A 13457-nucleotide genomic window follows, 5' to 3' on the forward strand; every position below is an offset into this window, starting at 1 on the left:
TATCGACATGAACACATAAGGAATTCAGCATGTATTCATCATTCATGGAAGGAACACCAGATGAAAAACTATCCAGACGCACGCGAGCACTTGAACCAACATATGGACGCTGCCGCGAAGAAGTATGCTGAGGCCCTGTTGGACGCTGGAATTATTGAACCCAGCGTCGGTCTGGTCAATGCGCTGTTCAATCGGGCATTTTCTGAAGCGCAAGAGGATTATGATCGCCAATGCATGAACGTGCTGGAGCACAACATTGGTGAGATTAAACGAGAGAACCGGCGCCAGGTGCGCCAAGCTCGAAAGAAAAATGCCCCAACTTTACTGATCATTTTTCTGTTTGTTGCATGTGTGTTTAGCCTCATGACCTGCGTCTCCTTCATCAACCATAGCCCGATCCTGGGCTGCATCTATTCAGCCAGCGTTGCGATCTTTGCATTGATGATCCTAGGTATCGGAATCGATCTACTACGAAAGGAGAAATAGCTCATGTTTCTACGCTTTGGGCGCGAGCGTAGCCCTCAGATTATCGGTATGCAGCCTGGCCCAATCACTGGTGATCTGGATAGTTGGGAGCAGGCCCCTAACAATTGCCCTGAGTGCGGCCAACCCTATTGCACCAGCTGTGGCAGTTGCCACACCGCTGGTTGTCGGTTTATTCGCGTGGTCTGTGCTGATGCTCAGGACAGGATTATGAGGAATCGAGACTAGGGAATGACGGCTCCCGAAAGAGCCGCCACCATCGGGCGTCTGGTCTAACTTTGGTCGGCGAAACCAGGCGCCACTAAGGAGATTATACCATGCGCAATACCATCGCGTACTTCGGTCTGGCTGCGATTATCATTCTAGCGTACCTCATGATTTCCCAGCATCCTGGCACACCTACACCTGCCGGCGCGCAGTCACCAGCTACCACTCCAGTGATTGTACCAGCACCAGATGGGGGAATGTCGATCTATGGCAAACCAACTATCTCAGTAGTGCAAATTAACGCTATTCTCGATTTCTATGGCTCCCCTGCTCGAGGTCAAGGCCAGGCGCTCTATGATCTGGGCCTCAAGTATGGCATCGATCCTGTGTTTGCCCTGGCATTCTTTGCCAACGAGAGCACCTTTGGGACCAGAGGAGAGGCAACAGCGACACTGGCCCTCGGGAACTTGCGATGCATCAATGATCGGCCGTGTGTCGATCGAGACAGAGGCGGCTATGCACAATTCTACAGTTGGGAGGATGGATTCGACGCCTGGTACAAGCTCCTTGATGGACCACTTTACAAGGGCGCAGGCCTCGCCACTGTTGAGACGATCATCCCTCGCTATGCTCCCAACGCGGACCATAACAATGAGCAACACTACATCAGCGTAGTCGAGCATCTGGTAACGACCTGGCGCGCCGGCAAGGTACAGGTGCTGTGATGAGAAGCCAGAAGCGCCACCCAGCAAATCGGCGCAAGCTGGCCAAACAGTGCAAAGAGCGCGCCGGCTCCGAGAGTTCCGTTTTCTTCTGGAAAGCACACAATGGCCATGCCTGTATAATGAAAGAAGAGGGGAAACAAGTAGTAGCTGCACATCTGTGCGGGCTTGCATAGGTACCAGGTGGAGGTGAGAGAAGGTGGAAAAAGTCCTCGTTGATATTGATGGAGTGCTGGCCACAAGACACGTACAACGTTTTGCCGCGCTCTGCAATGATATATTGCACCTAGCAATCCCTATCCAAATTATTGCCTCTATTGCTTCCCTGAGAGAGTTTGGGTGCTTACCGCAAGTAGCGGCCCACAGGGCAAAGGTTGGCTCTGGCCGCTTTCGACGACAGATGGAGCTGATGCGATGGCACCCTCTCAACATTGTGGGATGTCGAGTTATCGATGGTTCCGTTGAGGGTATTCAGTATCTTGCGCAGCGATCGAGTAGCCTGCAATATTGCACCGCACGGTTCATTGAGTTTGACGCTGCATGGAATACAGATGTTGAGAATTCAACAAAAAGTTGGCTTAAGAATAACGATTTCCCAAATGCAGAGTTGGTGATGTTCTGTGAATCCCCCAGAACAAAGTTAACAGCCATCGCTGCTATGGTCCGGACCCAGAAACAACCTGTTTCCCTCATCGATGACAGTCTTGACCTGTTACTCGATGCGTTTGATACCTTGTCAATGCGAGATCAACGTGTGTTGAAAGCCTATCTCACATTGATCGCTTTTGATTATTGTGAAGAAGAATGCAACCACCCCTACCCACTCCGTGTTGTCCCCTTACAAAGTTGGCAGGAAATCCAGTGTATTGAAAAGGAGTTTCACCATGTCGGATGATCCAGAGGATTGTGAGTATTGCGCAAACGGATTACGCGGGTCTTGCCCCTATTGGTATCAGGACCCTCACACCAAAGAGTGGTTTCACCAGAAAGATTTCACTCGGAAAACGGTAGTTCAAAACATCGAAGAAGCCCGATGGGGCGTCATTCCTCGTACACCCGATGACAAAGGAGGCAATAAGGGCGATTGGGTTGGTGGTGATGGTGGCGGTGGTGGTGGACGTGGCGGCCGAGGTGGCAACCGAAAAGATAAAAGAGATAAGCGGAATAAAGATCGCGACCGCGATGGCTACTACGACTCAGATTGGTAATCATATTGACTGTTGAGAATGTACGTCATTTGAGCCTGCTATGATAGCAGGCTCTTTTTTATGCTCATGATCGCCTCGATGCCTCCGTACAATATCATCCCAGACATTGCTATGAAGGGCTGTGCACACGCTCAAACACTCACCCTAAATAAGGAAATACAACATAGGTTTTATGCGCTTTCAGAGAATAATTATGAAGAGGATTGCACACATACACCCACATCAACAGACGCATTCATCGAATAGACCAACTTTCATGGCTCCTGATGTACAGTAGCAGGGCCAGATTCGAATTCCTCTCATTATGTCACTACGTTCACTGTTACCTTAACGACAAAGAAAGAGAAGGGCACGACAAATGGGAAAACGCAAGAACACTACAGCCACACCAGTCATCCAACCAGATCAACTACAGCTGCTCACCATCCCGCAGGTCATGGCAACGTTAAACCTGGGCCGTACCAAAATCTACGATCTAATCAACAATGATGGCCTCCCTATTGTGAAGATCGGTGGAGCGACCAGAGTCCCTCTCACCAAGCTACAAGCCTGGATTGATCAGCAGGCAACACAAATCGGTGCTTGACCAAGGCTCATCGTGATTTCGTTAAAATTGGCCTCACATCAGTGTTGATGTGAGGCCAATTTTCATTGCAGATATTGAGCAAGCATATACAGAGTCAATCCTCTACTTCGTACAAGCACAACGGGAATAGTGGGAAGCTATCTTCTGAATTTATATTCCTCATTAATCTTCATTAACCTTCTCGTTCCAATAAATTCTATTCAATGTATATCAAGTCATATCAAATTATATTTTTCCATAGTTTGACATATGTAAATTTAATGTTATATTTTACACATATCTTTCTGTTTTCTTCTAGCAAGAGGGTATTCTCTGTGCAGCTTCATGAACTACAAGCAGGAATGCATCTCAAGGGACTTCTTCCCGGTAAGACCGTCACAATCATGTACGTTGTTCATCATGGTTCCATTGGGGCAGAGGTAGCCTACAAGGATGCAAATGGTCAGATAGGAAACGAAATTATTTATGCTGATACTGCTCAAACCCTTGAGGCCGTCTCGGATCAACTTCCCTGGAGCTTTGACGCCGATGGTTCACTCTTTCGTCTGGTTTCTGAAGCCTATCGCATTCACCTGGCCTACCTGTTCGATCCACTGATTGCTGTGCATACATCAATGATAGATCCACTTCCCCACCAGATTACGGCGGTTTATGAAACGATGCTGAACAAACAGCCGTTGCGCTATTTGCTGGCCGATGACCCAGGCGCGGGCAAGACAATTATGACTGGCCTTTTCATTAAAGAACTCATGATGCGTGGGGACCTGCGCCGCTGTCTGATCGTCGCGCCTGGCAACCTTGTAGAGCAGTGGCAAGACGAGATGAAGAGCCGTTTTCACCTCTCCTTTGAAATTGTCACCAACGACCGCTTGGAAGCGTCGGCCACTGGTAATGCATTTGAAGAGATCCCTTTGTGCATCGCGCGCCTCGATAAGCTTGCCCGCAACGAGCATGTACAGGCCCTGCTGGCGCAGACCGAATGGGACCTGATCGTGGCGGATGAGGCACATAAAATGTCGGCAACGTTCTTTTCCAGCGAAGAGATCAAGTATACCAAACGCTACCGACTGGGCGAGCAGATTGGGCAGATTTCGCGCCACTTACTGCTCCTCTCAGCGACGCCCCATAATGGAAAGGAAGAGGATTTCCAACTCTTTATGCGTCTGCTGGATAGCGATCGCTTTGAGGGTCGTTTCCGTGATGGGGTCCATAGGGTAGATGTCTCGGACCTGATGCGTCACCTGGTCAAAGAGCAACTCTATACATTCGCTGGCACCCCCCTGTTTCCTGAACGGTTAGCTTATACACTCAACTACACGCTCTCCGAACCAGAGCGGGCGCTCTACCAGCGTGTGACCAGCTATGTGCGCGATGAGTTCAATCGTGCCGAGGCGTTGGAAAATAACGGGCGCAAAGGCACCGTCGGCTTCGCGTTGACTATCTTACAGCGCCGGCTGGCCTCGTCACCCGAAGCCATCTATCAATCTCTGCGACGGAGACGCGAGCGGATGGAGAGACGACGACTGGAATTGCGAAACGTTCAGGCTGACGCCTCTGTGCAGATAGAACTCTTTCAGGATGTTCCTCTCATCGAGTACGAAGACTTTGACGAATTGGACGATGCCCCTGCCAGTGAACAGGAGGCGACGGAGGAACAGATACTTGATCAGGCTACCAGCGCACGCACCATCGCCGAACTGGAGGCTGAGATTCGCCTGCTATTCGATCTAGAGGCGCTGGCTCTGCAGGTGCGTAACAGCGGGCAGGATCGCAAGTGGGAAGAGCTGGCGATCCTGTTGCAAGATCGGGAAGAGATGTTTACAGCGGCGGGTCAGCGACACAAATTGGTAATCTTTACCGAACATCGCGATACTCTGGAGTACCTGGCAAACCGCATTCGCACGATGTTGGGTCAGCCCGAAGCCGTGGTCACTATCCATGGCGGGATGAATCGCGAGGAGCGCGCCAAAGCGCAGCAAGCCTTTACCAATGACCCTACGGTTCTGGTGCTTGTGGCGACCGATGCCGCGGGCGAGGGAATTAACCTCCAGTGTGCGCACCTGATGGTCAATTATGATCTGCCCTGGAATCCCAACCGATTGGAGCAGCGTTTCGGGCGCATTCATCGCATCGGCCAGACTGAAGTCTGCCATCTGTGGAATCTGGTCGCGGCGCAAACGCGCGAGGGCGAGGTATTCCAGACGCTTTTCCGCAAACTCGAAATCGAGCGCGAGGCGCTGGGCGGGCAGGTCTTCGACGTACTGGGCAAAGTCACATTTGCCAACCGACCCCTGCGCGATCTGATCGTCGAGGCCATCCGCTACGGCGAGCAGCCAGAGGTGCGAGATCGGCTCTCCCAAGTGGTCGAAGAGGCGATGGATCGCCAGCACCTTGAAGAGTTGTTGGCCGAGCGCGCCTTAACGCATGAAGTGCTCGATGTGGCGCGTGTCCATCAGGTGCGCGAATTCATGGAGCGCGCCCAGGCGCGGAGACTGCAACCGCATTTTATCGCCGCTTTTTTCCTCGCCGCCTTCAAAAAGTTAGGTGGGCAAGCGTACCGACGCGACGGACAGCGCTATGAGCTGACCCACGTGCCAGCGGCCTTGCGCCAGCGCGCCCTCCGCCTGAATCCGCGGGCACCACTGGCCGCGCGCTATGAGCGCATCACCTTTGAGAAAGATGCAGGAGCACTCCCTGGCAAACCGCGTGCGGAATTTGTCTGCCCCGGGCATCCGTTGCTCGATGCTGTGCTTGATATGGTATTGGAACAGGGGCGCGAATTGCTCATGCAGGGCACGATTCTGGTGGACGGCAATGATCTAGGCACCGAGCCGCGCCTGCTCTGCTACCTCGAGCATACCATCCAGGATGCACGGCTATTGTCCACTGGCCAGGCGCGCGAAGTTTCGCGTCAATTGCACTTTGTCGAAATCAATGGACAGGGGCAGGTAACTCCCGCAGGCTATGCGCCCTTTCTTGATTACCGGCCGCTATGCGAGGAGGAGCGCACACTGGCTGATGCTACCCATACTCTCTGGTCGGGGCGGCAACCCGAGCAGCAGGCCCGGACGTATGCCATTGAGCACCTGGTTCCCCAGCATGTGGCCGAGGTTAAAGAACGGCGCGAAGAGCAGATCCGCAAGACGATGGCCGCGGTCAACGAGCGGTTGAGTAAAGAAATCACCTATTGGGATGGCCGCGCGGCTACCCTGCGTGCGCATGAAGCGGCGGGTAAGGCAAACGCTCGCATCAACTCGCAGAAGGCCCAGGAGCGTTCTGACGAATTGGCGGCGCGGCTCAAACATCGCCTTGAAGAATTGGAACAGGAGCGCAAGCTTTCACCACTCCCTCCAGTCGTTGTGGGCGGCGCGCTGATCGTTCCACAGGGCCTGCTTGACTTGCTGCAGCAAGGCCATAGCACGCCGACAAGCGACCCCGCCCTCTTTGCCCACGAAACGGCACTGGTCGAGAGACTGGCCATGGAAGCTGTTATGCGTACCGAGCGGCAACTGGGTCATGAACCGAGCGATGTCAGCGCGCTCAAATGCGGCTACGACATCGAGTCCCGTGACGGTCAGACAGGCGTCCTACGCTTCATAGAAGTCAAAGGCCGACATATGGATGCCACAACCGTCACCATCACCAAGAATGAAATTCTCACGGCATTCAACCAACCCGCAGCCTTTATTCTGGCTCTGGTCCGGATCGATCCCATTGAACGGCTGGCCCTGGCTTTACGCTATGTACGCCAGCCGTTCAACCGCGAACCCGATTTCGGCGCCACTAGCGTAAACTACGATCTGCAACAACTCTGGCACAAAGGAGAAGCGCCCCTATATGAGTTATCGTAAAAAATTAATCGAGGTAGCTTTGCCACTTGACGCGATCAATAAAGCCGCCTCTACGGAAAAATCTATTCGCCATGGTCATCCCTCCACGTTGCATCTTTGGTGGGCACGACGCCCTTTGGCTACCTGCCGTGCGGTTCTCTTTGCCTCGTTGATTGATGATCCCTCGGAGCATCCCGAACTGTTTCCAACAGAGGAGGAGCAGGACCGTGAACGCAAACGGCTTTTTATGTTGATTGAAAATATTGCCGATTGGAAAAACATTCATGATGAAAAACTGCTCAAAGCGGTGAGAGCTGAGATAGATAAAGCGACAAATGGTAACCCTCCGCCAGTGCTTGATCCTTTTGCTGGTGGTGGTTCCATTCCCCTGGAAGCTCAGCGCTTGGGATTGGATGTGCATGCTAGTGATCTCAATCCTGTGGCGGTATTGATTAACAAGGCTCTGATTGAAATCCCCCCTAAATTTGCGAATCGACCTCCGGTAAGCCTGCACGACAAGCAATTGCTTTTTGAACAACTGGATAGTTGGAAAGGTGCAAATGGACTAGCCGAAGACATTCGCTATTATGGCAAATGGATGCGCGATGAGGCAGAGAAATGCATAGGCAATATCTACCCAAAAGCAAAGTTAGCTGATGGCAGCGATGCGACGGTGATTGCTTGGATATGGGCCAGAACGGTGATATGCCCTAACCCAGCCTGTAACGCACAAATGCCGCTGGTACGCTCTTTTGCCCTCTCCAAAAAGAAAGGCAAGGAAACTTGGGCTGAACCTTCCATTGACTTTACTGCTACACCACCCTCCATTAATTTTACTGTCAGAACAGGACGCGGCAACCCGCCTAATGAGACTGTTAATAGACAGGGGGCGAAATGTATTGCTTGTGGAACCACTGTACCATTTGAGTATGTGCGTAATGAAGGTCGATCTGGGCACATGGATGTGCAGCTCATAACGATTGTTGCAGAAGGTGCTGGTGGACGGGCTTATCTCTCACCCGATGCTGAGCATGTTGCAGCAGCAGCACACGCTGTTCCAGCATGGAGTCTAGATGCTGCTCTTCCGCATAACCCACGAGACTTTAAAACCCCCAATTACGGCATGCGAACCTTTGGTGATCTTTTCACTCCTCGTCAATTTGTTGCACTTACAACCTTCAGTGACCTCGTACAGGCAGTTCACCAGTACGTGCTGACCGATGCGCGCGCAGCGGGTTTGCCCGATGACGATCAACCATTGCACGCTGGTGGGCGTGGTGCGCTGGCGTATGCAGATGCTGTAGCAACATATTTAGCATTTGCTGTAGACCGCTCTGCAGACTTTTGGTCTACTCTTGCTGTATGGAGCTCACAGCCTAAAAATGAGTTAGTTTCGCATACTTTTACTCGGCAAGCATTACCTATGACATGGGATTTTGCAGAAGCCAATCCTTTTAGTGGGTCTGGCGGCAATTTCGAGGGAAACTTAGGATTTATTATAAAGGTTGTTCAAGCATCTCCTTATGATACGTTACCTGGCTACGCTCATCAACGTGACGCCGTAGCTTTCGCAAATGGCGTCGCTCATTCGCTTATCTCCACAGATCCGCCATATTACGACAATATCGGGTATGCTGACCTGTCCGATTTCTTCTATGTGTGGATGAGGCGCTCATTGGTAAATATCTATCCTGAGCTGTTCCGCACAATGCTGGTACCGAAGAAGCAAGAGCTTGTTGCTACACCGTATCGTTTCGATGGGAACAAACACAAGGCACAGGAGTTCTTTGAGATTGGTTTAGAAAAAGCCTTTACGCGTATGCATGCTACACAACATCCTGATTATCCTCTGACTGTTTATTATGCTTTTAAACAGTCAGAAACAGAATCAGATGAGGAGAATAACGATAAAGAAGCTACTGCGAACAGTGCCTCAGTTGTTTCTGCCTCTACAGGTTGGGAGACAATGTTGGAGGGTTTAATCCGCGCTGGTTTTACTATTACTGGTACCTGGCCGGTGCGTACTGAAAGGACAGGCCGGACTATTAGTATTGGCACCAACGCTCTCGCATCTTCCATCGTACTCGTTTGCCGCCCTCGACCCGCCGAGGCTCCAATAGCAACGCGGCGCGAGTTCCTGGGAGCGTTACGTAAAGAGCTTCCAGAGGCGCTGCGTAATTTGCAGCATGGAGGCATCGCACCAGTAGACCTAGCGCAGGCGAGCATCGGGCCAGGAATGAGCATTTATTCACGTTATAACCAAGTAGTGGAGTCGGATGGAACACCTTTGCGGGTGCGTATGGCATTGCAGATAATCAATCAAGAACTGGATGCGGCGTTGGCAGAACAAGAGGGCGATTACGATCGTGAGACACGGTGGTCCATTGCTTGGTTTGAACAATATGGGATGCAAGAAGGTGGATATGGTGTGGCTGAAACTCTCTCCAAGGCCAAGAATATGAGTATTACGCATTTGGAGAATATTAAATTGGTTGCCTCAAGGGCGGGTAAGGTTCGTTTGCACAAGCGTGAAGAATTACCGAAAGAATGGACATTGCGCGGAGCCACTGTCTGGGAAGTTACGCAACGTATGATCTACGCACTTTTGGATGGGAGAGGAGAGCAAGGGGGAGAGATCGGTGCGGCAAGCATTCTGCGACAAACACTCTCACTGAGTGAGAGTGTGCGTGATCTGGCCTATCGCTTGTACACGATATGCGAACGTCAGGGATGGGCGCAGGAGGCGATGGCTTATAACGCTCTGATTACGTCTTGGTCACAGATTACCAACCTCGCATATAAAGAAGCAGGCGCAACACAACAGGAATCGCTGTTCTAAGGTTTTTCGTGAGTTTTAAATATCAAATTTAAGGTGATAGAGAAGATAGTCAAACAAAGAGAAGCGTGAGAGGGTACTCATGCTTTCCGTAGGGGGAAGGAAACCACTATGACACAGAGCAACCGCGAGCGCGTGGGTAAGGCGCTGGATATTTTGAATGCGGGGTTGCAGCCATTTGTTGAGCGCGAAATGCAGGCGAAGTATGGGGCACGCTGGCGTTATGAGGCGCTAAATTCGCTACGTGATCAGCATATTTCGAAGGATGGCAACGACCTGCACTTGGACACGCAGGGCCTACTCCTCATTCTATGGGACCAGTGGTCGCCTGTCTTTCGCACCGTTCTAGGCCATGCCGAGCGCTCGCTGGTGAGCGAGCTGCGTGAGGTACGCAATAGCTGGGCGCACCAGAACCCGTTTAGCTTGGACGATGCGTACCGGGCTCTTGATAGCATACAGCGTCTGCTAATCGCCGTTTCTGCCGCGGCTGAAGCGGACGAGATTGAGAAGCAACGACTCGAACTGTTACGCCAGCGATTTGAAGAGCAGGCGCGCCAGAAGACGCGCAAAATTAGCGGTCCGCTACACAACGGGAGCAGCACAAGTACCCTTCCTCCCTGGCGTGAGATTGTCACGCCACAGCCAGATGTTGCCTCCGGCAGCTATCAGATTGCTGAGTTCGCAGCAGATCTGGGACGAGTCCACAAGGGCGAGGGATCGGACGAATATCGTAACCCGCGTGATTTCTTTCAGCGCACATTTTTGACACACGGACTGCGCCAGTTGCTCGGCGATGCCTTGCTGCGCCTGAGTGGCGCAGGTGGCAATCCGATCGTCGATTTGCAGACCAACTTCGGTGGCGGGAAAACCCATTCGCTGCTAGCACTCTACCATCTCTTCTCCGGAACCCCCGCGTCCGACCTGCTTGGGATCGAGTCCATCCTCCAAGAGACCGGGATCTCCGTCCCACCCACAGCCAACCGGGCTGTGCTGGTAGGGTATGAACTTTCACCAGGGCAGGCGCGAGCCAAGCCGGATGGCTGCCTGGTACGGACCCTGTGGGGGGAACTGGCCTGGCAACTGTTGAAGCGAGAGGGATATGCGCTAGTCGCCGAGGCAGATCGCCAGGGCGTCAGTCCCGGCTCGGACGTATTGATCGAGCTCTTCCGAAAAGCCAAGCCATGCCTGATCCTGATCGACGAATGGGTGGTCTTCGCTCGCCAGCTCTACGGCGTCTCTGGTTTGCCCGCCGGCTCCTTTGATGCCAATCTCAGTTTTGCACAGGCGCTGACTGAGGCGGCTAAAGCCACGTCACACACTTTGATCGTCGCGAGTATCCCTGCATCGGATGCCGAGACTGGAGGAGAAGGAGGGCGCGAGGCTGCGACAAGACTGAGAAATATTTTCGGGCGCGTCGAGTCCCCTTGGCGACCAGCTGATGCCGAAGAGGGCTTTGAGATTGTACGACGGCGCATTTTTCAGCCCATCACCGATCCCGCCCTGTTCACCACGCGCGACGCCGTCGCCAAAACCTTTTCCAACCTCTATCAGAATCAGCCACAGGAATTTCCTGATAGCTGCCGCGACTCGTCCTATGAGCAGCGCCTGAAGGCCGCGTACCCCATTCATCCGGAGCTGTTTGACCGCCTGTACGGCGATTGGTCGAGCCTGGAAAAATTCCAGCGTACCCGCGGCGTCCTGCGCCTGATGGCCGCTGTCGTGCACGCGCTCTGGCAGCGTAATGATACCAGCCCGCTGATTTTGCCGTCCTCGGTGCCGATTGACGAACGGGCTGTGCAGTTTGAATTGACCCACTATCTGGAAGACAACTGGGTCCCGATTATTGAGAAGGATATCGATGGCTCCGCCTCCCTCCCCCGGCGCATCGATATGAACAACGCCTCCACCATTGGGCGCTACTTCGCCAGTACACGTGTCGCGCGTACGATTTACCTCGGCTCGGCTCCACTCGCCCAAACGCCGCACCGGGGCCTGACCGAGCAACAGGTCAAACTAGGCTGCGTCGTACCGGGTGAAAGCGTGGCAACCTTCGGTGACGCCTTGCGCCGGCTCGCTGATCAGGCGCATCACCTCAACCTTGATGGGCAGCGCTATTGGTACTCGACTCAGCCCACTGTGACAAGGCTGGCCAACGATCGCGCCTCGCAGTACACTGAGGATGATGTGCTTATCGAGATCGAGAAGTGGGTCAAACGCGAGGCTAACAACCGAGGAGACTTCGCACGCGTCTATCCCTGTCCGTCAACCACGGCTGATGTGCCAGACGATGATCGTTCCGCGCGACTAGTTATTCTCAAGCCCGAACAGGCGCATGGCCTCAAGGATCTGGATAGCGCGGCGATTCGCGAAGCCCAGACTATCCTGGACAATCGGGGCAACACCCGGCGTACCTATCGCAACACTCTCGTGTTTCTCGCAGCTGACCGCAACCGGGTAGAGGAACTCAAGCAGGGCATGCGCCAGTACCTGGCCTGGGAGTACATCTGTGAGAATAGTGAGGCATTGAATCTCGATCCATTCCAGGCCAAGCAAGCCCAGGCGCAACGCGACTCGGCACGAAAAACCATCGAGGTACGCATTCCCGAGACCTATATCTGGCTACTCGTCCCTGAACAGCTCGATGCACGGCAGTCTGCGCAATCCGTGCAACTGACCGAGACGCGCCTGCAGCCACAAGGCCAACTCGCGGCAAATGCCAGCCGCAAGCTGCGCAATGAAGAATTACTTGTCACCCAATACGCTGGGACTCTCTTGCGCCGCGACATCGATCGTATCCCCCTCTGGCGTGGAAATCATGTCACACTGAAAGATCTGGCTGACTTCTTTGCCACCTACCCCTACCTCAAGCGGCTCAAAACGACAGATGTCCTGCTGAAGGCAATCGAAGAAGGACTGAACGTTCCTTCCTGGCAAACATCGACTTTCGCCTATGCAGACGGCTACGACGCTGAGCATCAACGCTATCTCAACGTACGCGCCGGACGTCCTATCCAAGTAATCCTCGACACACAGAGCGTCCTTGTCAAACCTGATATCGCTCTGGCTCAGATGGCTGCTGACGCTGAAGCGGCTGAGCAAGCGGTAGCCAGAGCACGCGCTGCAGCGTCAACTACATATGCCGGGCAAGTGGCAACCTCGTCTACCGTGGCGGAGCCGCGTAGCTCTGCTTTCCTCGATCCAGTCAAACACGCGCCGCACTTTCCTCCGCTGCCGACGCCCGCACCGATCGAGGAGAAGCTGAAGACGCGCTTTCACGGTACAGTCAAACTTGATCCACGGCAGCCATCAAAGTTGATGTCTAACATCGCCGCTGAGGTCTTGACGCACCTGACAAGCCGATTGGATTGCAAGGTTGAAATCACATTAGAGATTCATGCCGAAGATCTCACAGGCTTTCCTGAGGATATCCAGCGAATCATCAAGGAGAATTGCGCGACACTCAAGTTTGAGAAAGATACAGATTTTGAGGAAGAATAATACATCGAGATTCATGTGCAATAATGAACAAATCAGGAGGTGTTGAAGAAACGCAAAACCACATGACGAAATTATAGAAAATACTGC

The 13457-nt window shown here is 52.9% G+C and carries 9 protein-coding genes; all 9 read left to right on the forward strand.

What is annotated here, in order from left to right; all coding sequences use genetic code 11:
• Window positions 1-60: 60 nt before the first annotated feature.
• The 9 genes from AABA21_RS15330 to AABA21_RS15370 all read left to right on the forward strand — a co-directional run bounded on the left by AABA21_RS15330 (window position 61) and on the right by AABA21_RS15370 (window position 13370).
• The gene (locus tag AABA21_RS15330) at window positions 61-486 is read left to right on the forward strand and encodes a hypothetical protein (protein WP_338251547.1); all 426 of its coding nucleotides are present in this window, start codon (window positions 61-63) and stop codon (window positions 484-486) included.
• A 3-nt stretch (window positions 487-489) separates the two neighbouring features.
• The gene (locus AABA21_RS15335) at window positions 490-711 is read left to right on the forward strand and encodes a hypothetical protein (RefSeq protein WP_338251549.1); all 222 of its coding nucleotides are present in this window, start codon (window positions 490-492) and stop codon (window positions 709-711) included.
• Between the two features lie 89 nt (window positions 712-800).
• The gene (locus AABA21_RS15340; RefSeq protein WP_338251551.1) at window positions 801-1415 is read left to right on the forward strand and encodes a glucosaminidase domain-containing protein; all 615 of its coding nucleotides are present in this window, start codon (window positions 801-803) and stop codon (window positions 1413-1415) included.
• Between the two features lie 196 nt (window positions 1416-1611).
• On the forward strand, window positions 1612-2307 hold the full coding sequence (locus AABA21_RS15345) for a hypothetical protein (protein WP_338251552.1): 696 nt from the start codon (window positions 1612-1614) through the stop codon (window positions 2305-2307).
• A complete protein-coding gene (locus tag AABA21_RS15350) occupies window positions 2297-2620 on the forward strand; it encodes a hypothetical protein (protein ID WP_338251554.1) in 324 nt (107 codons plus the stop codon). Before AABA21_RS15345 ends, AABA21_RS15350 begins: the two co-directional genes overlap by 11 nt.
• Before the next feature lie 358 nt (window positions 2621-2978).
• Complete coding sequence (locus AABA21_RS15355) at window positions 2979-3206, forward strand: helix-turn-helix transcriptional regulator (RefSeq protein ID WP_338251556.1); 228 nt, start codon at window positions 2979-2981, stop codon at window positions 3204-3206.
• A 260-nt stretch (window positions 3207-3466) separates the two neighbouring features.
• Entirely contained in the window at window positions 3467-7057 is a 3591-nt protein-coding gene (locus tag AABA21_RS15360; RefSeq protein ID WP_420917157.1) for a helicase-related protein, read from the forward strand.
• Complete coding sequence (locus AABA21_RS15365; RefSeq protein WP_338251560.1) at window positions 7044-9875, forward strand: DUF1156 domain-containing protein; 2832 nt, start codon at window positions 7044-7046, stop codon at window positions 9873-9875. The genes AABA21_RS15360 and AABA21_RS15365 overlap by 14 nt, the downstream gene beginning before the upstream one ends.
• A gap of 108 nt (window positions 9876-9983) precedes the next feature.
• Window positions 9984-13370, forward strand: coding sequence for a Swt1 family HEPN domain-containing protein (locus tag AABA21_RS15370; RefSeq protein ID WP_338251561.1), 3387 nt, complete (start codon window positions 9984-9986; stop codon window positions 13368-13370).
• Window positions 13371-13457: the final 87 nt, after the last annotated feature.

The organism is Dictyobacter halimunensis (genome assembly GCF_036245075.1).

Excerpts from the sequence above, each read along its gene's own strand:
- AABA21_RS15355 (WP_338251556.1), top strand. The coding sequence starts at position 2,979 with ATGGGAAAACGCAAGAACACTACAGCCACACCAGTCATCCAACCAGAT.
- AABA21_RS15365 (WP_338251560.1), top strand. The coding sequence starts at position 7,044 with ATGAGTTATCGTAAAAAATTAATCGAGGTAGCTTTGCCACTTGACGCG.
- AABA21_RS15330 (WP_338251547.1), top strand. The coding sequence starts at position 61 with ATGAAAAACTATCCAGACGCACGCGAGCACTTGAACCAACATATGGAC.
- AABA21_RS15370 (WP_338251561.1), top strand. The coding sequence starts at position 9,984 with ATGACACAGAGCAACCGCGAGCGCGTGGGTAAGGCGCTGGATATTTTG.
- AABA21_RS15340 (WP_338251551.1), top strand. The coding sequence starts at position 801 with ATGCGCAATACCATCGCGTACTTCGGTCTGGCTGCGATTATCATTCTA.
- AABA21_RS15335 (WP_338251549.1), top strand. The coding sequence starts at position 490 with ATGTTTCTACGCTTTGGGCGCGAGCGTAGCCCTCAGATTATCGGTATG.
- AABA21_RS15360 (WP_420917157.1), top strand. The coding sequence starts at position 3,467 with ATGTTATATTTTACACATATCTTTCTGTTTTCTTCTAGCAAGAGGGTA.
- AABA21_RS15350 (WP_338251554.1), top strand. The coding sequence starts at position 2,297 with ATGTCGGATGATCCAGAGGATTGTGAGTATTGCGCAAACGGATTACGC.